Origin of the sequence: Sphingomonas melonis DAPP-PG 224 (assembly GCF_000379045.1) — a bacterium.
In the GTDB taxonomy this organism is placed as follows: domain Bacteria; phylum Pseudomonadota; class Alphaproteobacteria; order Sphingomonadales; family Sphingomonadaceae; genus Sphingomonas; species Sphingomonas aquatilis.
This window is the reverse complement of the sequence record NZ_KB900605.1, coordinates 2,086,943-2,110,108: the sequence shown is the minus strand read 5'-3', so window position 1 is coordinate 2,110,108 and position 23,166 is coordinate 2,086,943. Positions and strand designations below refer to the sequence as shown.

19 protein-coding genes and 1 tRNA gene are annotated in these 23,166 nt (G+C 66.7%); 6 read left to right on the top strand and 14 right to left on the bottom strand.

Going from position 1 to position 23,166, the window contains the following annotated elements:
• Positions 1 to 15 precede the first annotated feature (15 nt).
• The 3 genes from SPHME3_RS0110315 to SPHME3_RS0110305 all read right to left on the bottom strand — a co-directional run bounded on the left by SPHME3_RS0110315 (position 16) and on the right by SPHME3_RS0110305 (position 4,797).
• Positions 16 to 1,614 (bottom strand): GspE/PulE family protein, encoded by a 1,599-nt coding sequence (locus SPHME3_RS0110315; protein WP_017979243.1) that lies wholly within the window; start codon positions 1,612 to 1,614, stop codon positions 16 to 18.
• A gap of 136 nt (positions 1,615 to 1,750) precedes the next feature.
• On the bottom strand, positions 1,751 to 3,946 hold the full coding sequence (gspD, locus tag SPHME3_RS0110310) for a type II secretion system secretin GspD (RefSeq protein ID WP_020486534.1): 2,196 nt from the start codon (positions 3,944 to 3,946) through the stop codon (positions 1,751 to 1,753).
• An 8-nt stretch (positions 3,947 to 3,954) separates the two neighbouring features.
• Positions 3,955 to 4,797, bottom strand: coding sequence for a type II secretion system protein N (locus tag SPHME3_RS0110305; RefSeq protein WP_017979245.1), 843 nt, complete (start codon positions 4,795 to 4,797; stop codon positions 3,955 to 3,957).
• Between the two features lie 134 nt (positions 4,798 to 4,931).
• On the opposite strand from SPHME3_RS0110305, the gene SPHME3_RS0110300 reads away from it, so the two are divergent.
• Positions 4,932 to 5,588: a prolyl hydroxylase family protein gene (locus SPHME3_RS0110300; RefSeq protein ID WP_020486535.1), complete on the top strand. Its 657-nt coding sequence runs from the start codon at positions 4,932 to 4,934 to the stop codon at positions 5,586 to 5,588.
• 165 nt (positions 5,589 to 5,753) lie between these two features.
• On the opposite strand, the gene SPHME3_RS0110295 is transcribed toward SPHME3_RS0110300, so the two are convergent.
• From SPHME3_RS0110295 to lon, 6 genes are all read right to left on the bottom strand, one after another.
• Positions 5,754 to 8,594: a TonB-dependent receptor domain-containing protein gene (locus SPHME3_RS0110295; RefSeq protein WP_024310286.1), complete on the bottom strand. Its 2,841-nt coding sequence runs from the start codon at positions 8,592 to 8,594 to the stop codon at positions 5,754 to 5,756.
• A 103-nt stretch (positions 8,595 to 8,697) separates the two neighbouring features.
• Entirely contained in the window at positions 8,698 to 10,341 is a 1,644-nt protein-coding gene (locus SPHME3_RS0110290) for a hypothetical protein (protein ID WP_017979248.1), read from the bottom strand.
• Between the two features lie 517 nt (positions 10,342 to 10,858).
• Positions 10,859 to 11,194: a hypothetical protein gene (locus tag SPHME3_RS0110285; protein ID WP_017979249.1), complete on the bottom strand. Its 336-nt coding sequence runs from the start codon at positions 11,192 to 11,194 to the stop codon at positions 10,859 to 10,861.
• Positions 11,195 to 11,379: 185 nt separating this feature from the next.
• A tRNA-Val gene (locus SPHME3_RS0110280) sits at positions 11,380 to 11,454 on the bottom strand.
• A 105-nt stretch (positions 11,455 to 11,559) separates the two neighbouring features.
• Positions 11,560 to 11,832, bottom strand: a complete 273-nt coding sequence (locus SPHME3_RS0110275) for an HU family DNA-binding protein (RefSeq protein ID WP_017979250.1) — start codon at positions 11,830 to 11,832, stop codon at positions 11,560 to 11,562.
• Between the two features lie 160 nt (positions 11,833 to 11,992).
• A complete protein-coding gene (gene lon / locus SPHME3_RS0110270; protein WP_017979251.1) occupies positions 11,993 to 14,386 on the bottom strand; it encodes an endopeptidase La in 2,394 nt (797 codons plus the stop codon).
• Positions 14,387 to 14,590: 204 nt separating this feature from the next.
• Between lon and SPHME3_RS0110265 the strand changes: the two genes are divergently transcribed.
• The 3 genes from SPHME3_RS0110265 to SPHME3_RS0110255 all read left to right on the top strand — a co-directional run bounded on the left by SPHME3_RS0110265 (position 14,591) and on the right by SPHME3_RS0110255 (position 18,460).
• Positions 14,591 to 16,288 (top strand): M1 family metallopeptidase, encoded by a 1,698-nt coding sequence (locus SPHME3_RS0110265; RefSeq protein ID WP_017979252.1) that lies wholly within the window; start codon positions 14,591 to 14,593, stop codon positions 16,286 to 16,288.
• Between the two features lie 223 nt (positions 16,289 to 16,511).
• Positions 16,512 to 18,215: a M1 family metallopeptidase gene (locus tag SPHME3_RS0110260; protein WP_017979253.1), complete on the top strand. Its 1,704-nt coding sequence runs from the start codon at positions 16,512 to 16,514 to the stop codon at positions 18,213 to 18,215.
• On the top strand, positions 18,188 to 18,460 hold the full coding sequence (locus SPHME3_RS0110255) for a hypothetical protein (RefSeq protein ID WP_017979254.1): 273 nt from the start codon (positions 18,188 to 18,190) through the stop codon (positions 18,458 to 18,460). Before SPHME3_RS0110260 ends, SPHME3_RS0110255 begins: the two co-directional genes overlap by 28 nt.
• Here the strand turns inward: SPHME3_RS0110255 and SPHME3_RS0110250 are convergent.
• On the bottom strand, positions 18,447 to 18,896 hold the full coding sequence (locus tag SPHME3_RS0110250) for a hypothetical protein (protein ID WP_017979255.1): 450 nt from the start codon (positions 18,894 to 18,896) through the stop codon (positions 18,447 to 18,449). The two genes, SPHME3_RS0110255 and SPHME3_RS0110250, sit on opposite strands and share 14 nt — an antisense overlap.
• Before the next feature lie 111 nt (positions 18,897 to 19,007).
• Positions 19,008 to 19,496 carry an SH3 domain-containing protein gene (locus tag SPHME3_RS0110245; RefSeq protein WP_017979256.1) on the bottom strand — a complete coding sequence of 163 codons (489 nt, stop codon included), beginning with the start codon at positions 19,494 to 19,496 and terminating at the stop codon, positions 19,008 to 19,010.
• A gap of 103 nt (positions 19,497 to 19,599) precedes the next feature.
• On the opposite strand from SPHME3_RS0110245, the gene SPHME3_RS0110240 reads away from it, so the two are divergent.
• Together SPHME3_RS0110240 and SPHME3_RS0110235 are read left to right on the top strand one after the other, a co-directional pair.
• Positions 19,600 to 20,610: a 2-hydroxyacid dehydrogenase gene (locus SPHME3_RS0110240; RefSeq protein WP_017979257.1), complete on the top strand. Its 1,011-nt coding sequence runs from the start codon at positions 19,600 to 19,602 to the stop codon at positions 20,608 to 20,610.
• Between the two features lie 106 nt (positions 20,611 to 20,716).
• Entirely contained in the window at positions 20,717 to 20,914 is a 198-nt protein-coding gene (locus tag SPHME3_RS0110235; RefSeq protein ID WP_017979258.1) for a hypothetical protein, read from the top strand.
• A gap of 23 nt (positions 20,915 to 20,937) precedes the next feature.
• Here the strand turns inward: SPHME3_RS0110235 and SPHME3_RS0110230 are convergent, their stop codons facing one another.
• From SPHME3_RS0110230 to SPHME3_RS0110220, 3 genes are read right to left on the bottom strand one after another with little or no spacing between them, the layout of a single operon-like run.
• Positions 20,938 to 21,387, bottom strand: coding sequence for a nucleotidyltransferase domain-containing protein (locus SPHME3_RS0110230; RefSeq protein WP_020486537.1), 450 nt, complete (start codon positions 21,385 to 21,387; stop codon positions 20,938 to 20,940).
• A gap of 8 nt (positions 21,388 to 21,395) precedes the next feature.
• Positions 21,396 to 21,695 carry a putative quinol monooxygenase gene (locus SPHME3_RS0110225; RefSeq protein ID WP_017979260.1) on the bottom strand — a complete coding sequence of 100 codons (300 nt, stop codon included), beginning with the start codon at positions 21,693 to 21,695 and terminating at the stop codon, positions 21,396 to 21,398.
• 2 nt (positions 21,696 to 21,697) lie between these two features.
• Entirely contained in the window at positions 21,698 to 23,101 is a 1,404-nt protein-coding gene (locus SPHME3_RS0110220; RefSeq protein ID WP_017979261.1) for an NAD(P)H-dependent flavin oxidoreductase, read from the bottom strand.
• Positions 23,102 to 23,166 lie beyond the last annotated feature (65 nt).

Here is a 23,166-nt window from a genome sequence, read left to right as displayed (position 1 = left end):
GAAGGGGGAGGGTCGTCACGCCTCCACCTCATCCACCACGTCCGTCGCATCGCGCCGGCTCACGCGGATAGCCTCTTCCGGCGTCGTCAGCCCGCGCCGCACCAGCGCCTCGGCCGCCTGCGCCAGCGTCGGGCTGCGCGCAAAGGCATGCGCGGCAATCGCGGTCTCGTCCGCGCCATCGTTGATGAAGCGGCGGATCGTATCGTCGACGCGCACCGCCTCGAACACGCCGATCCGCCCCTTGAAGCCGCTGTGGTTGCATTCCGCGCAGCCCACCGCCTCGTACACCGTCGCCTCGGGCTCGATCCCGAGCAGGCCCGCTACACTGCTCCCCTGCACCGGTCGCCGGCACGCCGGGCACAGCCGCCGCACCAGCCGCTGCGCGATCACCGCGCGCAGGGTCGAGGCCAGCAGGAACGGCTCCACCTTCATGTCGCGCATGCGGGTGATCGCGCCAATCGCGTCGTTGGTGTGGACGGTCGACAGCACGAGGTGCCCGGTCAGCGAGGCTTGCACCGCAATCTCCGCGGTTTCGCGATCGCGGATTTCGCCGACCATCACCACGTCGGGGTCCTGGCGCAGGATCGCGCGCAGCCCCGCGGCGAAGGTCAGCCCGACCTTCGGATTGACCTGCGTCTGCCCGACCCCCTCGACGGCATATTCCACAGGGTCTTCAACCGTCAGGATGTTGCGGCTGCCGTCGTTGAGCAACCGCAGCGCGCCGTACAGCGAGGTCGTCTTGCCGGAGCCGGTCGGCCCGGTGACGAGGATGATTCCGTTGGGCTCGGCTAGGGCGCCGCGCAGCAGCGCGTACATCCGCTCGTCCATGCCCAGCGCATCAAGGTCGATGCCGGCATTGTCCTTGTCGAGGATACGCAGCACGACGCGCTCGCCCGCGCGGCTCGGCAGCGTCGAGACGCGAACGTCGAGCAGCTTGCCGCCCAAGGTCAGCCCCATGCGCCCGTCCTGCGGCACGCGGCGCTCGGCGATATCGAGGCGCGCCATCACCTTGACGCGGCTGACGACGACGGGGGCGACGTGCGGCGGCATGCGCAACGTCTCGCGCAATACGCCGTCGATGCGCATGCGGACGATCAACCCAGTTTCGTATGGCTCGATGTGGATATCGCTGACACCGTTGCGCGCGGCATCGGCGATGATGCCGTTGATCAGCCGGATCGCCGGCGCGTCGTCGGCGGTGTCGAGCAAGTCCTCCGCCGTCGGCAGCCCTTCGGCGAGGCTGTCGAGTTCATCGCCCATGCCGACTGCGGCAAGCGCATTCGCCTGCCCGTCCATGGCGTAGCTGTCGGACAGCAAACGATCGAACGCGGGCGCCTCGACGATGACGACATCGAACGGCCGGGCGAGGTAGCGGCGGACCTCCAGCAGCGCACGCGGGTCCGCGCCGGTGCGCAGCGCCACGGTCAGGTGCGCGTCCGCCTCGGTATGTTGCACGACGACGCCGAACCGCCTCGCGAACGCATAGGGGATGGCCAGCATCGGCAGCGGATCGAGCGGCAACGGCGGCGTCGGCTCGACGACGGGCGCGACATCCGGGTCGGCCAGCGCGGCGGGTTCGTCGATTTCGGAGCCGGGGCGGATGATCATCGTCATACGATCCCCCTAGCCGTCATCCCGGCGTACGCCGGGATCCATGGACGCGCGACGCTCATGGCGCGCATCACTGCCGGAGACACCGCAACCATGGATCCCGGCGTTCGCCGGGATGACGGAGAGGCGAGAAACCGCCTCACCGGTCCCTCGGCCGGATAACCCTGGTCGTATTGTGCTGCACCGGCAGCGCAACGCGCGGGTCCTCGATATTCCCCGGCACCGGCGCGGACGGGATCGGCGGCGCGGCGCCCATATAGTCGCGCACCAGCTGGTCGATCGACGGCTCCTCGCCCGGCGACTGCAACCCCTGCTGCAAGCGCAGGTAACCGTAGCGCTGCTCGGCGACCCTCCGCGCATCCGCCGCCGATCGCAGGATGGTCGGGCGGATGAAGATCATCAGGTTCGTCTTGTTGCGCGATTTCGCCTTCGACTTGAACAGATTGCCCAGCACGGGAATGTCGCCGAGCAGCGGGATCTTCTCGATCGTCCGCCGTTCCTCGTCGCTCAGCAGACCGCCCATCACCGCAATCTGGCCTTCATCGACGGTCAGCACCGTCTCGATCTCGCGTTTGTTGAGGATCAGGTCGCTATTGTCGTTCGACACCGGCCCGGCGATCGAGCTGACCTCCAGACGCAGGTTCAGCTTTACCGTACCGCTGGAATTGACCTGCGGCCGCGCGGTCAGCTCGATGCCGACATTCTCGCGCTGGGTGGTGCGGAAGGTGTTGTCGAAATTGTTCGACAGCGCCTGCCCGGTGGTGATCGGAATTTCCTGCCCGACCAGGCTGTGCGCTTCCTGATTGTCGAGCGTGACGAGGTGGGGGACCTGCAAGAGGTTCGACGTCGTGTCGCTCTTCACGGCGTTGATGATCGCGCCGAAGATGAAGTCGCCGACCTTGCCGCCGAACCCGCCGAAGCCGCCCGACGATCCGATGATCGAGCTGATCGCGCTCTGCGTCAGCTGATCCGACGCATTGTTCGTCGTCACCGTCGTCGTCACGCCATTGGCGATCGTCGTCGTCGTGTTGCGCCCCAGCTCGCGCGCGCCGATCGCGCCAGCGATCTGGAGGATGTTTGGCGCGCTGTTCGAGAAGGTCGACGCCGCAAACGCCCCGCCCGACGGATTCGCGAGGATGAACTGCGCGCCGAGGCGATTGACCGTCGCGTCGGAGACCTCGGCGACGATCCCCTCGATCAGCACCTGCTCGCGCCGCGTATCGAGCTGGCGGACGACATCGGACAGCTGGCGCTGGATGTCCGCGGGCGCGGCTATGACGATCGCATTCGCGCCCTGAAAGCGCGTGACGACCGCGGCGGTGCGGCCGCCCTGGGTGGTGATCGCCGGCTGGCCGGTGGCGCCACCGCCGCTGCTCTGCTGTATCGGAGCGCTGGCGGCCGGCGGGCGCTGCACTGCCGCCGCACTGCCGGTGTTGGTGCCGAACCCCGTCTGCGTGCGCGACAGCGGCGTTTCCTGCACCGCATCGGGCGCCTGCCCGACCAGCTGCTGAAGCACCGGCAGCAGCTGCGCCGCATCGGCATTCTCCAGGAACACGACGCGGATTTCAGTGCCGTTCCTCGCCTTCTGGTCGAGATCCTGCGCCACCGACACCAGCCGCGCGACGCTGGAGGGATCGCCGCGGATGATGACCGAATTGCTGCTATCGACCGCGGTCACGCTCGTCCCGACGCCGCCCGGAACGCCTTGCCCGCCCTGCGCTCCGCCGGTGAGGCCCTGCAACGCCGCCGCAATCTCCTTGGCGCTTGCGTTCTTCAACGCGACGACGCGGGTCGAGGCATTGTCGCTGTCCACCCGGCGCAGCACTTCGCGGATACGCCGGATGTTGTCGGCGAAGTCGACGATGACGAGGCTGTTCGACCCGCGGTTGGCGCTGACCGAGCCTTGCGCGCTGACCAGCGGGCGTACGGTATCGATCGCCTGCTGCGCATCGACCGATCGCAGCCGCACGATCTCGGTCACGAAGCTGTTGCGCGCCGCGCCGCCCAGGCCGATGCGGCTCGGCTGGGACGCGGCATTGTCGATCGGCTGGATACGGAACGCGCCATTACCGGTGGGCACGGCGACCAGCCCGTTCGCGCGCAGCGTCGACAGGAACGTCTCGAAATATTCGGACTTGGACAGCGGCCGGTCGGTGACGACGGTCACCTTGCCGTTGACGCGCGAATCGATGATGAACGTGCGCCCGGTCACCCGCGCGGCATCGGCGATGAATGCGCGGATATCGGCATCGCGCACGTTCAGCGTCGTCTGCGCCATCGCCGGGATCGGCAGGCCGAGCGCCGCGGTCGACAGCAGCAGCGCGGAGTAAAACATCTTTATGGTCATTGCGGAGCGATCGTAAGGGCGAGCGCGAGCGTCTGCTGGCCGCGTTCGACGGTGATGGGAAGCGATCCGCCGCCGGCGAAATCGGCGGCGATGCGATCGAGGTCCTGCGGGCCGCTTACCGGCCGCCCGCCGATCGCGGTGACGACATCGCCTTCGCGCAGGCCCGCGGTGCGGAACAGCGTGCCCGACCCTTGCGGCCGAACGACCAGGCCAGAAATGCGGCCGCCATCGATGCGCGGGATGAAGCCGATCTCGTTGCGGATCTGGCTCGCCTTGATCGCCGGCGCGGCGTCCGTCACGGGCGGGGCGATCGGGGCACCGGCCGGCGTGGCAGGCATCGCCGCAGGCGCGCCCGCGCCCGGCGCATCCGACTGGACCAGATACAGGTCCTCCGCCGTGCCGCCGCGATCGATCGTGATATGATCGAACGACACCGACTTCAGCCGGACGCCGGGCAGAATTTCCTCGCCGACCGCGACGCTCTTCTGCACATTGTCCGGCCCCGCGACGATCGCCGAACCGCGGCCCGACGCCTCGTCGACGCGAATACCGAACAGGTTGAGCTGCAGCGACGTGACGGTGGCCTGCGCCGGCGCGCGCGTACCCAGACGAAAGAACGGATCGAAGCCCGCCAGCACGTCATACGGCCGCCCCGGCACCGCGACCTCCGCCGGTCGCCAATCGCCCAGCGGCGCGATCGGCGTGACGATCGTCCAGAACAGCCGCGCCGACTGGATGGCGAGACCACCGATCAGCACCAGCTCGGCGAGCGAGTAGACGTTCACGACGGGCAGCCGGCGCAGGATGCGCCGCGTGCGCGCGTCGATTCTCAAGCGCATGATGTCGTCCCGTCTCGCGTGCCTCGGCCTACGCATGCCATGTTACGCTTGTGCGTCAATGGGGTGCTATGCGCCTTACCCTCTTTTCGGCGCCCCCTTTCCGGCATGTCGTGGCCGGTGATATGACCCTCGCCATGACCGATATGACCCTGCTCGGCAATGGGCTGGAAGGCCAGGCGATCGCCCGCCGCATCCTGTCGCAGCCCGGCGTGCAGAAAGTGCCCAGCCCGAAGCTCGACCTGTTCCTGGTCCGCGACTTCCTCGACGCCGACACCTGCGCAGGCCTGATCGACCAGATCGACGCGGTGCGTCGCCCGTCGACGATCGCCGACCCCAATGGCGACGCCGCGTTCCGCACGAGCGAAACGGGCGACCTGTTCGCGGGCGATCCGCTGGTGCAGGCGGTCGAGGCGCGCTTCACCGCCTTCACCGGCCTTCACCCCGCGCATGGCGAACCGTTGCAGGGGCAACGCTATGCGGTGGGGCAGGAATTCAAGGGACATACCGACTATTTCGAACCCGATGGCGCGGACTATGACCGCTATTGCTCGGTCGCGGGCAACCGGACGTGGACGCTGATGGTCTATCTCAACGCGCCCGAAGCCGGCGGTGCGACCCGGTTCAAGGCAGTCGACAAGATCGTCCAGCCCGAAACCGGCAAGCTCGTCGCCTGGAACAACCGCCGCCCCGACGGGACGCTCAATCCTGCGACGCTGCATCAGGGGATGAAGGTACGCGCGGGGACGAAATACGTCATCACGAAATGGTATCGCGAGCGGGTGTGGGGGTAGGCCCCTCCCCGGCTCCCACCCGTCAGCCCGGACTTGGTCCGGGGTCCACAGGGCCGCAAGGGGACGGTAAGAGCCTCTAGCCTCCCCCCTCGCCGCGGAGTGGACCCCGGAACGAGTCCGGGGTGACGGATTGAAGGCGGAAACGCCGCCCCACCCTCTCGACGTTCAGAACGTCGCGCTCACCCCCAGGCTGAATACCCGGCCGAGGTTGTACCGGTTGATGTACACTTCCTTGCCGCTCGCGAAGGTCTGGCTCTCGTTATAGCGCGTACGCGTCAGGTTTCGCGCCTCCGCCTTGATCTCGAACTCCCCGCCGAGCAGCTTGACGCCCTGGCGCGCGACCAGGTCCAGGCGGATGCCGGGATGCTCGACGATATCGGGCTGGAAGGTGTTGCCGCCTAAGTTCGACGGCCCGCGGTTCGTCACGCGATCGCTCGCATAGTTGAACAGCAAGGTGATCTGCGACAGCGATTCCTTGTCCTCGATCCCGACCTGCACGTTGACCAGATGGTCCGACTGGCCGGTCAGCGGCGCGCCATCGCGGAACAGCAGCCCTGCCGGCCCCAGCTTAGAGCCGCAGCCCGCCAGGCCCGTCCCCGTCGAGCGGAAGTCGACCGCCGGGTTGGGCACGCAGGTGCCGTCCGCAGTGATCTTCGACTTGGTGTAGGTGTAGTTGGCGATCAGCAAGGCGCGCCGCGTTGCGAAGAAATCGCTGCCGGCGAACAGGTCACCGAGCGGGAAATACTTCTGCAGCTCGATTTCGCCGCCATACAGCACGGCCTTGGGCAGATAGGTGAAGCCCGTCTGCAACCGGTCGTCGGCGCCGGTGTAGAAGCCGACCTGTTCGATCGGGCGATCGATCCGCTTGTAGAAACCCGCCAGCGTAAAGCGCTGGTCGCGCTTGAAGAACCATTCGTAGCGCGCTTCGAGGTTGTACAGCTCGCTGTCGCGCAACAGCGGGTTGCCAAAGAACAGCCGGTCCGAATCGGGGTCGCGGAACTGCTGCGGTGCAAGTTCGCGGAACTGCGGACGTGAGATCGTCTTGGCGGCGCTCGCACGCAACTGCATGTCGGGCGCGAAATTCCACGTCAGCGTCGATGCCGGCAGGAAGTAGTCGTTGCGCAGCCGCGTACCGCCCGTAGTGACGCCGAACGGCGTGACCCGCTCGTCGCCCTTTTCGTAGCGCACGCCGATCACCGCGCGCAGGCCGTCGAACGCCTCCGCCTCGGCCTGGACATAGCCCGCATGCACGTTGAGCTTCGCATCGTAGCGATAGGCGCCCGCCTGCGTGTTGAATTGCAGCTGGATCGTGCAGGCGCCAGTGCCATCGAGCGGACACGCGTTGTTGAGCACGTCGGGGCTGAGCAGGTAATCCGGCCGCAGCAGATTATAGGGATAGCCCGGCGCGGTGCCGCCGCCCCGCGACGTCTGATAGTTGAAGACGAGCCGTGACGAACGGCGCTTGGTGTCCTGATAGAAATACCCCGCCGACAGCGTGATCGGACGATCGGCATCGATCTTGTACGACGCGTCCGCCTGACCGGTCCACAGATCCTCGTTCAGCTCGCTGAAGATGATCGAGGCGAAGGGCGTGAAGCGCTGCGTCACCTGATAGGCGCCGTTGCACTGGAAGCCGCCAGCCTGCTGGATGCCGTCGCTGGTGATCGGATAACCGTTGGTCGTCGTCGCCGAGCAGAGATAGTCGAACTGCCGCTCATAGGGCGCGTTGCGCTTCGAATTGGCGTAGGCGCCGCGCGCGTCGACCTTCAACGCGTCGGTGATCTTGAACTCGCCGACCAGCTGCGTCTCGATCAGCTGGCGTTCGAACCAGTTGGTGTTCTGCTGGAAGCGCAGACCGCTGGCGTTGTTGTACAGCTCCGCGGCGGACCCGCGCGCCTGCTTCAACGTGTCGTGAATATAGACGTTGGTCCAGCGCACCGTGTTTTCGCCGAACTCGAGGCCAAGGCCGATCAGCGCGTTGGCGACGATACGATTGTCGGTCAGCAGCGTACGGAAATCGTTACGCAGCGTGCCGTCCGCCGACACGCTGTCCTGCTGCACCGCCGATCGCGTGCGGAAGGTGTTGCTGGCGCTGAGCGACGCGATCACGCCGAGGCGCGACGACCCGATGTCGTAGACCGACCCACCGCTGATCTCGCCCGACCAGTTTGCGGGCAGCTGGTTGTTGCGCTGGAGCAGCGTCGTCGAGGCGTTGGACAGCTGCGCGACCTGCGCCGCCGGAATGATGCCGCTGCCTTTCGGGGCGTTGCGGATGAACGCGGGCACTTTCCGCGTGCCGTCGTCATAGCCGATCCAGTCCGCGCCACCGCCGTAATAGGTGTAGCCGAGCTCGCTCGTCGTCGAATCGTCGGCTGCGATCGATCCGCCGACCTGGACGAAATTCTTGTCTGGAATCGCCTTGGTCGTCAGGTTGATGACGCCGCCGCCGAATTCGCCAGGATAGTTCACCGAATAGGTCTTCTGGACCAGCGCCGATCCGACGATCGTCGTCGGGAAGATGTCGAGCGGCACCGACCGGCGCAGCGGCTCGGGGCTGGGCAGCGGCGATCCGTTGAGCAGCGACGACGAATAGCGATCGCCGAGGCCGCGCACGTAGACGAAACCGCCGCCGACGACCGACAGGCCGGTGACGCGGGTCAGCGCGCCGGCGATGTCGCCTTCGCCCGTGCGCGCGATATCCGCGGTCGACAGGACCGAGACGATCTGCGGCGTCGCGCGGACCACGTTGGGGATGTTGCGGCCGACGACGACGATATCCGCGCCATCGCCGTTCATGCCGGGCGCGGACACCTCGACGGGCGCCTCCTGCTGATCGGTCGAGGTCGGCGCCGCGCTCTGCGGGTCGGCCGCGCCGCTCGGGCTGGCGGTCGCGGGCGTCGAGGTCTGCGCCGGGGCGCCGGCGCCATTGGTCTGCGCCAGCGCGGCCGGCGCCACCAACGTGGTGGAAAGTAGAAGAAGGGTGGCGAAAGCGTGCCGCTGCGACATGACCGTCAATCCCGGACAGGAGGCTGTAGATACAGGTGTCCGGGGCGGCGTTGCCGCCACCCCGGAACCGATGCTGGCTGGGGACGGGTGCGTCCCCGCCGCATCAGCGGCCCTGGCAGGCGAAGTAGATCGAGTTGAACGTCGGCGGACCGAAGTCCTGCAGCGTGTCGTCCTTCGGCCGGATCGTCGTGCGGCCGCCGCTGGTCTGCTCGCCGGCCACCAAATTGATGCAGGCGACGTTGCTCACCGTCTTCACGATGCCGTTGACGTAGCGCATGTCCGACCCGCCACGCTGACGGATCGCAGCCGGCGCCAGCGCGGTCTGGATGAAGGTGAAGTTGGCGTAGGTCGAGAAGGTGCGCGGCAGCAGATCCTCGGCGTTGTTCGAGTCGATCTCGGTCGAGAAGCTGTCGACCGTCGCGCCGCCGACGCGCTGCGCCGCGATCATGAACTGCATGAAGCCGCGATAGCCGTTGTCGATGTCGAAGCCGTCGTCGTCGGCGCCGGTGACCGCGATATATTTGATGTTGGTGTTGCCGCCGAAGATTTCGATGCCGTCATCCGCCGAATTGTGGCTCTGGAGATGGTCGATGATCGTACCCGAGCCGGTGCCGCCCAGCGTCAGGCCCTGCAGTTCGTTGCCGTCGCTGATCGCGATGCCCGAATAGCGGATCTGGACGTAGGACATCTGGCCCGACGAGTCGGCCACGGTCGGCCCGCCGTAGAAGCGGCCGGTAACGCCCTCGATTGCCTGCTGGCAAGTGGTCGAGCTGCCCGCCGCATTGTTCGGGCCGGTGCCGCTGGCGCACACGCCGGTCGGCGCGCGGCCGAGCAGGATGATGCCGCCCCAATGGCCCTGGCTGGTTTCTGATTCGCCGGTCGCCGAGGTCACGTTCTGCTGCGAGGTGAAGATGATCGGCGCGTCGCGCGTGCCGATCGCCACCAGCTTAGACCCGCGGTTGACCAGCAGCAGGTCGTTGGTCGCCTCATTGGCGTTGGAGAAGACGGTCACGCCCGCCTCGATCGTCAGCGTCGCGCCGGTGCCGCCGGTCGAGCCCAGATCGGTGCCGACCTCGGTCTGGCCGGTCAGGCGATAGGCGATGCCGGGGATGCGCGGCAGCGTCAGGCTGGTGGTGATCGCCTGCGGGATGTCGCACACCTTGAACCCGCCGACCGTCGCCGCGGTCGCGGTGCCGCTGCCGCCGGTCGCGGTGACCGTGCCCGTCGGACAGGCGGTGCCGCTTGCCAGCGTGCCGATCGCCGGCACCGCGGTGCAGCGCGCGCCCGACCCGCCGAATTCCGCCGCGGTCGAGTTGCAGGTCCAGCCCTGGAAGCTCGTGTCGCTCGGGCCGTTCAGTGCGCCGACGTAATTGGTGCTGGTGAAGAAGCTGTTGATCGACGACGGGTCGGTCGCGGTGGTCAGCGACGTCGACGAGACGGGGTACACGCCGTTCATCTGCGCGCCGGTGCCGTTGGTATTATTGTTGCTGCCCGCATTCACGATCGCCAGCTGTTCGTCGGCGGTGATCGAGATGCCGTTCACCGTGGTGACGGCGGCGAACTGCGCCGCGGTGATCGCGCTGGGCGTCGGCGTGGGGGCGGTCGGCGTCGGCGTCGGGGCCGGCTGCACGATCGTCACGCTGCCCGCGCCGGGCGAAGCGACGTTGTCCGCGCCGCCGCAGCCGGCAAGCGCGAGGCAGGCGGCGGACGTCATGAGGAATTTGCCGTAGCGCGTGGTGGTCGCCATGATCGAAATGCTCCCGGTCGATATGCGTTGTCGCGAAGTCGGGCTGCGTGCCCGCGATCGACCAAGGTTCCCCCGTTCGCCGATCCCTGAAGCGGCGGTTAGGCGCGTTGAATGACGCCATCGTGAGGATTTCGAGACGGTTCCGTTACGATGATGCGACGGTTTCGTGACACTGCCGACGGGGTGCGGCGCGAGCTAAGCGATTAATATGCCTACAGTTGATGACCAATAAGGGGGGAGCCGCCGACGTATCTCGGCAAGCCGCTCTCCTGCGTAAACGCCCCCTCCACCACGCCCTCCGGGCGCGGTCCCCCTCCCCCGCTAAAGCGAGGGAGGACTTTTGACGCATGTCAGTCCTCCCCCGCCAGGGGGAGGTGGCAGCGCACAGCGCTGACGGAGGGGGAGGACACGGCCAGCTCGCCGATCCACGACACCCCAAACGCCACAAACGCCCGACAAACAAAACGGGCGCCCTCCCCACGGAGGACGCCCGTCGCATCACGCGAGAAGCGTGCGCTTACTTCTCGCCGTTGTCCTTCACGCCGACGGCGGGAACCGAGATCGTTTCCTTCTCGGTCTTCACCTTGGGCACTTCGACCGTCTTTTCGGTGGTGCCGACGACGACTTCCTTCGAATCGAGATCGACCTTCGGCAGCGAACCGCCCTTGGCGCTGACGTCGACCGACGGCAGCGAGCCTTCCTTCGTGACCTTGGCGCTCCAGAAGCCGGTCGCGAACAGCAGGCCGACGATCACGAGCGCGACGACCGCGACGATCGCCAGCACACGGCCTGCACCGCCGCGACGTTCCACCACGACGCGCTGTCCGGTCCGATCGGTCGTATAGTCCACCATCACCACTCTCCCTGAAATGTGAAGGCGTTAAAGCGCACGGGCCCCGCATTGTTCCCGAGGCGCAACGACAAAATGACAGGGATATGACACGAACGGGCAACAGGGCCGGCGCGTGATCGCCTCGCGGCCCGACGGACGCAGCGCACCAAAAAGCCCGCCGGTCGATGCGACCTGGCGGGCTGATATGGTGGGCGCGACAGGGATTGAACCTGTGACCCCACCCGTGTGAAGGGTGTGCTCTACCGCTGAGCTACGCGCCCGAAACAGTTCGGAGGCGGGCCTTTAGGGGGCGGCGTGGCCCCCTGTCCAGTGCAAAATCCTTGCGCGAAAAAATTTGCGCCCGAATATCGCCCCGCCCGCTGGGATCAGTTGACCGAATCCTTCAGGCCCTTGCCGGCCTTGAACTTGGGCTGGCTGGATGCCTTGATCGTCATCGGCTCGCCGGTGCGCGGGTTGCGGCCCGTCGACGCCTTGCGCTTCGACACCGAAAAGGTGCCGAATCCGACCAGGCGCACTTCGTCGCCCTTCTTGAGGCTTGCGGAGATCGCGTCGAACACCGCTTCGACCGCCTTGACCGCATCGCCCTTGGCGAGGCCCGACATGTCCGCGACAGTCGCGATCAATTCCTGCTTGTTCATCGAGTTACTGCCCCCTTTGGCATGAGCGTCAGAATCATTGCCCCGCCGGAACAGCGAATAACGCTGTCGCGGCCGGGCATGTCAAATGATTATGGCCGCGCCCTCTCCGACGCGGCCGTTCGATAGCGTTAATACACGGACCCTAAGGGTCGCCAAGTGCTCAGTGATGCAACTCGCCGCCCGCGGGCGCAACCCCTGCCGGGGGCAGCGCCGCAAGTTCGTCGGCGTCGGTCCAATCGATCGCCTCCAGCGGCTCGGTCAGCGCGAGCGTCAGCACCTCGTCGACATGGCTCACCGGAACGATGGTCAGGCCATCCTTCACGTTCTGCGGGATGTCGGCGAGATCCTTCTCATTCTCCTGCGGGATCAGCACCGTGGTGATGCCGCCGCGCAGCGCCGCGAGCAGCTTCTCCTTCAGGCCCCCGATCGGCAGCACGCGACCGCGCAGCGTCACCTCGCCGGTCATCGCGACGTCCTTCTTCACCGGCACGCCGGTCAGCGTCGACACGATCGACGTGACGAGGCCGATGCCAGCCGACGGGCCGTCCTTCGGCACCGCACCCTCAGGCAGGTGGATGTGGATGTCCTTGCGATGGAACAGCGAGGGCTTGATGCCATAGCTGGGGCTGCGCGCCTGGACGAAGCTGAAGGCGGCCTGCACCGATTCCTTCATCACGTCGCCCAGCTTGCCGGTGGTCTTCACCGCACCCTTGCCCGGCACCGTCACGCTTTCGATCGTCAGCAGCTCGCCGCCGACCTCGGTCCAGGCAAGTCCCGTCACCGCGCCGATCTGATGCTCGGTTTCGCTGAGGCCGTGGCGATACTTCTGCACGCCCGCGAATTCGTGAAGGTTGTCCGGCGTGATCGTGACGCTGCTCGCCTTGCCCTCCAGAATCTGGCGCAGCGCCTTGCGCGCAAGCTTGGCGATCTCGCGCTCCAACGTGCGCACGCCCGCCTCGCGGGTGTAGCGCTGGATGAGCGCGCGCAGCCCCTCTTGCGTCAGCGTGAACTCGCCCGCCTTCAGGCCATGCGCCTCGATCTGCTTCTCGACCAGATGGCGTTCGGCGATCTCGACCTTCTCATCCTCGGTATAGCCCTCCAACCGGATGATCTCCATGCGGTCGAGCAGCGGCTGCGGCAGGTTGAGCGTGTTCGCGGTACACACGAACATCACGTCGCTGAGGTCGATATCGATCTCGAGATAGTGATCGTTAAACTTGCCGTTCTGTTCGGGGTCGAGCACCTCAAGCAGCGCCGACGCCGGATCGCCACGGAAATCCTGGCCCAGCTTGTCGATCTCGTCGAGCAGGAACAGCGGGTTCGACGTGCCGGCCTTCTTCAGGTTGGTCACAATCTTGCCCGGCAGCGAGCCGATATACGTCCGGCGATGGCCGCGGATTTCGGCCTCGTCGCGCACGCCGCCCAGCGACTGGCGAATGAACTCGCGCCCCGTCGCCTTGGCGATCGACTTGCCGAGGCTGGTCTTGCCGACGCCCGGCGGGCCGACGAGGCACAGGATCGGCCCTTTCAGCTTGTTGGTGCGCGCCTGCACGCCGAGATATTCGACGATCCGGTCCTTCACCTTTTCCAGCGCATAGTGATCCTCGTCCAGCACCGCCTGCGCGGCGGCGATGTCCTTCTTGATCTTGCTCTTCTTGCCCCACGGCAGGCCGAGCAGCACGTCGAGGTAATTGCGCACGACGGTCGCCTCGGCACTCATCGGCGCCATGGTCTTCAGCTTCTTGAGCTCGCCCGTCGCCTTCGCGCGCGCTTCCTTGCTGAGCTTCAGCGTCGCGATCTTCTGGGTCAGCTCGGCGATCTCGTCGCCGTCGCCCTCGTCGTCGCTGTTCCCCAGCTCGCGCTGAATCGCCTTCAACTGCTCGTTGAGGTAATATTCGCGCTGCGTCTTCTCCATCTGGCGCTTGACGCGGCTCTTGATCTTCTTCTCGACGTGCAGGACGCCGAGCTCGCCTTCCATCAGCGCATAGGCCATCTCGAGCCGCTTGACCGGATCGAGCTCGACCAGCAGCGCCTGCTTGTCGGCGACCTTGACCTGGACGTTGGCCATCAGCGCGTCGGACAGCTTCGCCGCCTCGACCAGCTCGCCCAGCTGCTGCGCGGTTTCCGCCGGCAGTTTCTTGTTGAGCTTGGCGTAGGTTTCGAACTGCTCGACCGCCGAGCGCATCAGCGCCTCGACCTCAATGCCCTCGGCCACCCGCTCTTCCAGGATCTCGATCGTCGACTGCAGATAGCCGTCCGCCTCGGATAGCTCGACCAGCCGTCCGCGCGCCTTGCCCTCGACCAGCACGCGCACGGTGCCGTCGGGCAGCTTCAGCAGCTGCAGCACGGTCGCGGTGACGCCGACCTCATACAGGTCTTCGCGCGCCGGATCGTCCTGCGCGGGGTCGAGCTGCGCGACGAGGAAGATTTCCTTGTCGGCGTTCATCGCCGCTTCCAGCGCCGCGACCGATTTGTCGCGGCCGACGAACAGCGGCACGATCATGTGCGGGAAAACGACGATATCGCGCAGGGGAAGGACGGGAAATAGGGTCATGGATACTCCGACGCCGCCCGATACCGGGGCGGCCTTGTCGCCTATATGGGGTGGCTTGCGATAGGCATCAATCGTTACGGGTCGGTATGCAAGCCTGTGGGGTCGATCGGGTTCGAGCCAATCGCTTCGGCCCCCTCGCTTCGGACTTGTCATCGCCCGGCCCAGCGTGGAAACCGGCGCTCGCCTGTCCCCAGGGAGAAACCGATGTCGCCACGCCTGCCCTTCGCTGCCCTGCTGCTCCTGTCGACGGGGGTCCACGCTGCGGAAAAGGGCATGCCGCCGATCACCGCGCAGACCGCTTTGTCCGGTGGCCCGCTCGATCCGGCGCAGAAGAAGGTGACGCTCGATACCGCCGATCTCGCGATCGAGGTCGATCCGGTCCGCGAAGTGATCAACGGCACCGCGACGCTCACCTTCACCGCGCGCGACCGGATCAACAAGCTGGTCGTCGATCTCGACAAGAATTTTACCGTCACGGCTGTGCAGGTCGACGGCGTCGACGCGGGGTTCAGCAACCCCGAAGGCCGGATGACGATCACGCTCGCCAAAAAGGCGGCGAAGGACGCCAAGCTCACCGTCAAGATCGTCTACGGCGGCCGCCCGCACACCGCGGTGCGCGCGCCCTGGGATGGCGGCTTCGTCTGGGCGAAGACGCCCGACGGCCAGCCGTGGATCGCGACCGCGGTGCAGATGGAGGGCTGCGACCTTATCTGGCCGTGCATCGATTACCCGACCTATGAGCCGCAGAAGGTGACGCTGCACATCACCGTGCCCAAGGGGCTGTCGGCGCCGTCGAACGGCAAGCTGCTCGGCGTCGATCGCCTCGACGACGGCCGCTCGACGTGGAACTGGGAGGCGAAGCACCCGAACCTCTACGGCATCGCGCTGAACGTCGGGCCGTATGAACAGATCGCCGGCACCTACAAGAGCCGCTTCGGCAATGAGATCCCGATGTTTTATTGGTATCTGCCCGGCGAAAAGGAAAAAGCGGAGAAACTCTTCGCCGAGTTCGCCCCCACGATCGACTTCTACGAATCGACCGTCGGCCCCTACCCCTGGGCGGACGAAAAGGTCGGCGTGGTCGAGACGCCGCACAAGGGCATGGAGCACCAGACGATCAACGCTTATGGCAACAATTACGCCAAGGCGCCCGAGGGGTTCGACTGGCTGTTCCAGCATGAATTCGGTCACGAATGGTTCGCCAATCAGCTCACCGCGAGCAACTGGGACGACTTCTGGCTGCACGAAGGCTTCACCGCCTATATGCAGCCGCTGTACGGCCGCTGGCGCGAGGGCGATGGGCGCTACACCGCGATGATGCTGGCGAGCCGCCCGGCGATCCTCAACGAATCGCCCCTCGTCACCGGCAAGCCGCAGGCCGCCGAAGAGGTGTATGAGAAGGCGCCCGGCCGCGGCAGCGATATCTACAACAAGGGATCGTGGGTCCTCCACACGCTGCGCAACGCCGTCGGCGACGCAGCCTTCGGGGAAATCTTGCGGCGCGAGGTCTATGGCCGCCCCGATCCGGCGCCCGGCAATTTCACGCCGCAGTTCCGGACGACGCCCGAATTCATCGCGATCGTCAATCAGGTGACCGGGCAGGACTGGCAGTGGTTCTTCGACACCTACCTCTATCAGGCCGCGCTGCCGAAGCTGGTGGTCAACCGCAACGCGACGCAGCTGACGCTGAAATGGGTCGCCCCGACCGGCAAGCCCTTCCCGCTCCCCGTCGAGGTCGCCGTGGACGACGTCGTGCGCAAGGTGCCGATGACGGGCGGCCTTGCGACGATCACCGTGCCGGCCGGCGCGCATATCGTCGTCGACCCGATGTCCCGCGTACTGAAGCAGGACGACGCAGTGGATGCCTATCAGGCGTGGAAGAAAGACCAGGCGAAAAAGTAACGTTGTGGAGGGCGGCAAGCAGCCGCCCCCCGTCACCCCGGACTTGTTCCGGGGTCCACCGGGCCGCGGGGGGATGCTTTGAGCCTCCAGCCGCCCCCGCGCCGCAGAGTGGACCCCGGAACAAGTCCGGGGTGACGAAGAATTTGGGGCACTGCTGGCGAGCAGCGTCAGCACGCACTTTGCCCCCCTCCCCCGCGGCGGATCGGGCGCGTAAGAAAGCCCCATGCTTCTCCTCGCCCTGCTCGCCGCCGCCGCCGCCGCCGCCACACCGCTCCCCAAGAAGGGCGAGCCCGCGATCACGCCCCTTACCCAAACCTCGGGCGGCGTTCGCCCGGCCGAACAGCTCGCGCTCCGCTTCGACCATGCCGACCTGACGTTCGAAGTGCTGCCCGACACCGAAACGCTGAACGGCATCGCGACGCTGCGCTTCACCGCCACCGCGCCCGTCGCAACGCTGCTGATCGACCTCGACCGCAACCTGCCCGTCACCGCGATCACCATCGACGGCACGCCCCTGACGCCGACGAGTTGGTCGAACCCCGAAGGCCGCCTCGCCATCCGTCTGCCGCACGCGCTGAAAGCGGGAGACAGCGTCACCGCGCGCATCGTCTACGGCGGCCAGCCGCACGTCGCGGTGCGCGCGCCATGGGACGACGGGATGGTCTGGTCGAAAACGCCCGACGGTCGCACCTGGTTCGCGACCACATCCGAAGGCTATGGCTGCGACCTGTTCTGGCCGTGCCTCGACTTTCCGACCGGCGAACCCGCGCTGGTCGATATCCACATCATCGTACCCAAGGGCTTGAAGGCGCCCTCCAACGGTCGCCTGATCGGCGTCGACACCCTGCCCGACGGGCGCACCCGTTGGAACTGGCGAACGCGCAACCCCAACACCTACGCCATCGCGCTCAACGTCGGGCCGTATGAAGAGATCAGCGGCATCTACAAAAGCCGTTTCGGCAACACGATCCCCATGTCCTACTGGTATCTGCCCGGCGAGAAGGCGCAGGCCGAACGCCTGTTCGCCGAATTCGCGCCGACGCTCGATTTCTTCGAAACCATGGTCGGCCCCTATCCCTTCGGCGATGAAAAGGTCGGCGTCGTCGAGACCCCGCACAAGGGGATGGAGCACCAGACGATCAACGCCTACGGCAATGATTACGCCAAGACGCTGGAGGGCTTCGACTGGCTGTTCCAGCACGAATTCTCCCACGAATGGTTCGCCAACCAGCTTACCGCGGCCAATTGGGACGATTACTGGCTGCACGAGGGCTATGGCACCTACATGCAGCCTGCCTATGGCCAGTGGCGCGAAGGCCGCGCGCGCTATGACGCGATGATGCAGGCCGAACGCGACAAGATCGCGAACGCCCAGCCGATCGTGAAGGGCAAGGTCCTGACCGAAGAAGAGGTGTACGAACCCGACAAGGGCGGCGCGGGCCAGGACATCTATTACAAGGGATCGTGGATGCTCCACACCCTGCGTGGGCTAATCGGCGACGATGCCTTCTGGACGGTCACGCGACTGGCGGTGTACGGGCGCGCGGATCCGCGCCCCGGCAATTTCCGCCCCCGCTTTGGTTCGACCGCAGAATATGAGGCGCTCGTCCGGCAGGTGACGGGCAAGGACTATCGCTGGTTCTTCGACGTCTATCTGCGCCAGGCAGCCCTACCCGACCTCGTCGAGACGCGCGCCGGCGACCGCGTAACCTTCGCGTGGACCGTGCCCGGCGGCGGCGCCTTCCCCATGCCGATCGACGTGCAAATCGGCACCACCACCACGCGCCTGTCGATGACCGACGGCCGCGGCACGCTTACTATTCCGGTCGGCACGCACTACATCGTCGATCCCGACGCAAAAGTCCTGCGGCGCAGCGTCGCGGTAGAGGAGATGAGGGCATGGCGACCGACGCACGGCGCGCGCTGATGGGCAGCCCCTGGCCTGCCCGCGCGGCTGAGATGGCGGCGATCTTCATGGTCGGTGACGGCCTGATCGGCCTTGCCCAACCCGATCGCCATGTCGATTTATGGAAGGATACGGCGCTGGGCGCAGAGCGGGTGGTTCGACCGTTCGTCGGCCACCCGGTCCGTCGCCGGGTCTACGCTGTCGCGCAGATCGCCGCCGGACTGTGGCTCGCCAGCCGCCAGCGCCCCAAGCCTATCCGCGACTGAGCGGCGGTGCGGGCACCGGCATCGGCGCCGCGTCGCCATAGAGGTGCGATACGTCAGCCTTCCAACCCTTCAGGCAGGTCACGGCCTTGCCCTCGCACACCGGCATCGTGACCAGTCGCACCCAACGGCGCCCGCCATCGACCGGTCGAATCGCGATATCGAGCGTGAAGCCGCGCCGATGCCGGATCGCATGGGCGCGCAGCCGCTCCATCGCCGCCCGCGACGATTCCTCGTACAGCGTCACGACCTCTTCGCGCTGCGGACAATGGCTCGTGGGATAGCCGAACAGGCGGCGGACGTCCGTGCCCCAGTCAAGCCGCTGCCCGGCCAGTTCGCAGCTCCACGCGTTCGCGGACGTGTCGAGCGGAATTCGAACCGGGTCGGATGGCGCACTGTCCAGTTTGATCACACGCCCCAGATCGAAGCGCTCGGCCATCCAAAGGGGCCAGCTGTGGTGAAGCGGTAAAGGCTCGGTCGGGATCACGCGCGGCGGCTCCTATACCTCTGCGCGCTAACCCAAATTGCACTAACGGCTGGTTACCACCTTTTACGGAAGCCGTTCGGTGGGCTCGACGCCCCACAGGTGCGACACCTCGACATAGCCCGCCTGCCCCTTCACGTCGAAACGGCACCAGCCATTGCCGCATTCGCTAAGCCGCCCGACCACGCCTGGGGCTGCGCGCCACGACAGGCCGGCACCGGCGGACGGCTGCGCCCGCATATCGGCGGGTTGCTGGCCACGCACGATGCCGGTGCGGCGTTCGCTGAGCAGCGCCGCCAGCATCCAGCCCTGCGTGCCGTCCGGGTCTTCCACCTTGCGCCACTGCTTGAACACGGCGACCACCCGCACGGGCAGATCGGCGCGCTGATACAGCCAGCTCGCCGGATAGGTCTTGTCCGGCCCGGTCCGCATCCGCGCGCGGCCTGCGTTGATCGAGGCATAATATGGCAATGTCTTCTTGGCGTCGGCCGCCAGCGCGCCGCCTTCGATAGCGACCGCCGCCAGCACCGCTGCCGCCCAGATCCGATGGCGCATCGTCACTGTCCCTTTTTCTCGTATATCCTCTCTCTAGCGCCACCGCGCGCGGTGGCAACGATGCGTTGACGTTCGCCCGCACCTTCGCCAAGCCGGACGCGCGATGCCAGATACCAGCCCCCGTCCGCCGGCGCCGCGCGCGCCCCGCGTGATCGTCACGCGCGAGTTGACCGACTCGATCATGACGCGGCTGGAGGATTTGTTCGACACGGCGAACAACCGAGGCGATACGCCGATGACGCGCGATCAGCTCGCCGCGGCGATGGCCGACTGCGACGTGCTGGTCCCCACCGTCACCGACGAGATCGACGCGGCGCTGATTGAGGGCGCGGGCGAGCGGCTGCGCTTGATCGCCAATTACGGCGCCGGCGTGAACCATATCGCGCTGAAAGCGGCGCGCGCCCGCGGCATCATCGTCACCAATACGCCGGGTGTGCTGACCGAAGACACGGCGGACATGGCGATGGCATTGATCGTGTCCGTCCCCCGCCGGCTCGCAGAGGGCGAGAAGCTCGTCCGGTCGGGCGAATGGCATGGCTGGAGCCCCGGCGGCATGCTGGGCCGGCGGATCGGCGGCAAGGCGCTGGGCATCGTCGGCATGGGCCGCATCGGCCAGGCGGTCGCGCGCCGTGCCCGCGCCTTTGGCCTGTCGATCCATTATCACAACCGCCGCCGCCTGCCGGCGGTGGTCGAGGCGGACCTGGGTGCGACCTTCCACGCCGATCTCGACGACCTGCTCGGGCTCGCCGACATCGTGACGATCCACACGCCGCTCAACACCGACAGCCGCGACCTGATCGACGCGCGACGTATCGGGCTGATGCGGCCGCACGTCTATCTGATCAACACCTCGCGCGGCGGCATCGTGGACGAGGTCGCGCTGGTCGATGCGCTGGAGGCGGGTCGACTCGCCGGAGCCGGGCTCGACGTCTGGGAGCACGAACCGCGGATCGATCCGCGCCTGCTTGCGCTGCCCAATGTGGTGATGACGCCGCACATGGGCTCGGCGACACTCGAAGGGCGTCAGGCGTCGGGCGAGCGGGTCATTCAGAACATCCGCATGTGGGCGGACGGCCACCGCCCGCCCGATCAGGTACTCGACGGCTGGGTGTGACGCCTCCGGTGCGAATGTAACAAATCGTGATATTTCATGGGGTCGCGCAACCTTTGCTGCGCGGCAACATTGAACGCGGCACCCCATTTGACAGGATGCCTAACCCATGACGCTCAAACCGATCGCCGCCACGCTCCTTCTCCTCGGCACCGCTGCCGGCCTGTCGGCCTGCTCGACGCTCAAGGGTGCGGGCATCGGCGCCGCGGGTGGTGCGGGCGTCGCTGCGGCGACGGGCGGCAGCGTCGAAAAGGGGGCCGCGGTCGGTGGCACGGCCGGCGCCGTGGTCGGCACCGTCGCCAACTAACCTTATGGAGCGGGGGTCGAGCCTCAACCCGGCTCCCGCTCCTCCAACGCCGCGGCCCGCCGCAGGTCCTTAGGCCGCCCCATATGGCGCAGCAGCGCGATCAGCTCCGATCGTGCCGGCACAAACAGCGTCGCGTTGCGCACAACGATCGCCTCCCGCGTTGCGGGGCACACCGGCGACCATCCCTGCGGACCGGCGATGGCGAAGCCTGCCATGATCTCCACCGGCACATCCGCGCCCTGCCACACGGCAAAGATATCCGATCGGAAGAGCGGGTCCGGCGGCATCGCCAGCGGCGCTACCCCGGCCGCCGCCAGCACTGCGGCAGCATCCGCGCGATCAATCAGCACATCGATGTCGTGAACGTCGCCGGCCTCCGCGCCATGCAACACGACCGCGCCGCTGCCGATGATCCACCAGGGATGGCGCGCCGGCCGCATCAGTTGCGCTACATCAGCCAGCGCCGCGGCCACCCTTGGCGTCATGTGGGCGTGCCGTCGTCCGTCTCGAACAGCGTCAACGCACGCTCGCCGATGCCGAATTCCGGCCAGCACGCACGCCACGCGGCCAGGTGCGGCGTCGCGAAATGTCGCTCCAGCGCAGTGCGATCCCGCCAGCGCTCCGCGACGTGGATCAGCCCCGGCTCAAGCACGTCCTCGGCGTAGCTATAGCCAAGGCATCCACCCTCGGCCCGGCTCGCCTCAACCATCGCGCGCATCGCCGGGCGCGCCGCCGCCAGCCGGTCGGCGGGCAGGCGGATCGTCCCGGCAATCAGCAGCACGATCAGTCGCCGGTCAGGATGCGGTCGACCAGCTGCTTCACGGACGGCACGAAGCCATTCGAATAGAAGGGATCGCGCTTGAAGTTGTAGGCGGCGTGACCGGCGAACATCAGGTTCTGGTCGACGTCGCCACCGTGCGCGATGTCCTGCAGCGTCTTCTGGATGCAGAAGCTGCGTGGATCGGCAAGGCGACCGGTCGAATTCGTCTCGGTATCCGCCCAGCTCGAGAAGGCGCATTGTGACAGGCAGCCCATGCAGTCCGCCTGATCCTTGCGAATGACGCCCTTTTCGGTCGGCGTCACGAAAACGAGCGTATTGTCCGGCGTCTTCAGCGCATCGGTGTAGCCCTCGCCGAACCACTGGCGCGCGCGCAGCAGATCGTTGCGCGTCACCCAAAAATTCTTGCCCTTCACGCCCACGTCGAGCTGGAAGACGTGGTCGCCCGCCTCCTGGGTCGAGAAGGCGATCTGGCGTTCGGACCGCGCCTCCAGGTTGCGCAGGAACGGGTTGCGTACCGCCGACGAATAGAAGCCCGTCGGCGAGAAGCGATGCAGCAGGACATCGCCTTCCTCGATCTGCGTCAGGCGGGCCTTCCACTCTTCGGGAATCGGGCTTTCCTGCGTCAGCAGAGGGCGCGTGCCATACTGGAAGGCGATGGTGCCGAGCTCGGGATTATCGATCCAGTCGTTCCAGTCGCGCAGATACCAGACGCCGCCGGCCATCACGATCGGCGTGCTGTCGGGAATACCGCCTTCGCGCATCACGCTGCGCAGCTCGGCGACGCGCGGGTACGGGTCCTGCGGCTTCAGCGGGTCTTCGGCGTTGGACAGACCGTTGTGGCCACCGGCCAGCCACGGGTCCTCGTACACCACCGCCGCCAGCCAGTTCGCCGCCTTCGAATAGGCGCGCTTCCATAGTGCGCGGAAGGCACGGCCCGACGAGACGATCGGCAGGTACGACACTTCGTACGACGCCGCAATCTCGCTGAGCTTGTAGGGCATGCCCGCGCCGCAGGTGACGCCCGCGACCATGCCGCGGGTCCGCTCCAGCACGCCGTGCAGCACACGCTGCGCGCCGCCCATTTCCCACAACACGTTGATGTTGATCGCGCCCTTGCCGCCCGCGATCTCGAACGCGCGCTTCACCTGCTGAACGGCGCCTTCGATGGCATATTCGATCAGCTCTTCATGGCGGGCACGCCGCGTCAGCGCACGATAGACCTGCGGGATGATCTTGCCTTCGGGATCGTAGCTGTCGGCGTTGACCGCCGAGACGGTGCCGATCCCGCCCGCTGCCGCCCAGGCGCCCGCGGAGGCATGGTTGGTCGCGGCGACACCCTTGCCGCCCTCGACCAGCGGCCAGACCTCACGGCCATTATACACGATCGGCTTCAGGCCCTTGAACACGGAAAATCCAACCTCGCTGGGAACAAATCCCGCCGGCTATACAAGATGAACGCGGCGAAGCGAAG

What these genes read in the sequence shown, in the direction of transcription:
- SPHME3_RS0110315 (WP_017979243.1), bottom strand. Translation starts at nt 1,614, where the DNA reads ATGACGATGATCATCCGCCCCGGCTCCGAAATCGACGAACCCGCCGCG.
- gspD (WP_020486534.1), bottom strand. Translation starts at nt 3,946, where the DNA reads ATGTTTTACTCCGCGCTGCTGCTGTCGACCGCGGCGCTCGGCCTGCCG.
- SPHME3_RS0110305 (WP_017979245.1), bottom strand. Translation starts at nt 4,797, where the DNA reads ATGCGCTTGAGAATCGACGCGCGCACGCGGCGCATCCTGCGCCGGCTG.
- SPHME3_RS0110300 (WP_020486535.1), top strand. Translation starts at nt 4,932, where the DNA reads ATGACCGATATGACCCTGCTCGGCAATGGGCTGGAAGGCCAGGCGATC.
- SPHME3_RS0110295 (WP_024310286.1), bottom strand. Translation starts at nt 8,594, where the DNA reads ATGTCGCAGCGGCACGCTTTCGCCACCCTTCTTCTACTTTCCACCACG.
- SPHME3_RS0110290 (WP_017979248.1), bottom strand. Translation starts at nt 10,341, where the DNA reads ATGGCGACCACCACGCGCTACGGCAAATTCCTCATGACGTCCGCCGCC.
- SPHME3_RS0110285 (WP_017979249.1), bottom strand. Translation starts at nt 11,194, where the DNA reads ATGGTGGACTATACGACCGATCGGACCGGACAGCGCGTCGTGGTGGAA.
- SPHME3_RS0110275 (WP_017979250.1), bottom strand. Translation starts at nt 11,832, where the DNA reads ATGAACAAGCAGGAATTGATCGCGACTGTCGCGGACATGTCGGGCCTC.
- lon (WP_017979251.1), bottom strand. Translation starts at nt 14,386, where the DNA reads ATGACCCTATTTCCCGTCCTTCCCCTGCGCGATATCGTCGTTTTCCCG.
- SPHME3_RS0110265 (WP_017979252.1), top strand. Translation starts at nt 14,591, where the DNA reads ATGTCGCCACGCCTGCCCTTCGCTGCCCTGCTGCTCCTGTCGACGGGG.
- SPHME3_RS0110260 (WP_017979253.1), top strand. Translation starts at nt 16,512, where the DNA reads ATGCTTCTCCTCGCCCTGCTCGCCGCCGCCGCCGCCGCCGCCACACCG.
- SPHME3_RS0110255 (WP_017979254.1), top strand. Translation starts at nt 18,188, where the DNA reads ATGGCGACCGACGCACGGCGCGCGCTGATGGGCAGCCCCTGGCCTGCC.
- SPHME3_RS0110250 (WP_017979255.1), bottom strand. Translation starts at nt 18,896, where the DNA reads ATGGCCGAGCGCTTCGATCTGGGGCGTGTGATCAAACTGGACAGTGCG.
- SPHME3_RS0110245 (WP_017979256.1), bottom strand. Translation starts at nt 19,496, where the DNA reads ATGCGCCATCGGATCTGGGCGGCAGCGGTGCTGGCGGCGGTCGCTATC.
- SPHME3_RS0110240 (WP_017979257.1), top strand. Translation starts at nt 19,600, where the DNA reads ATGCCAGATACCAGCCCCCGTCCGCCGGCGCCGCGCGCGCCCCGCGTG.
- SPHME3_RS0110235 (WP_017979258.1), top strand. Translation starts at nt 20,717, where the DNA reads ATGACGCTCAAACCGATCGCCGCCACGCTCCTTCTCCTCGGCACCGCT.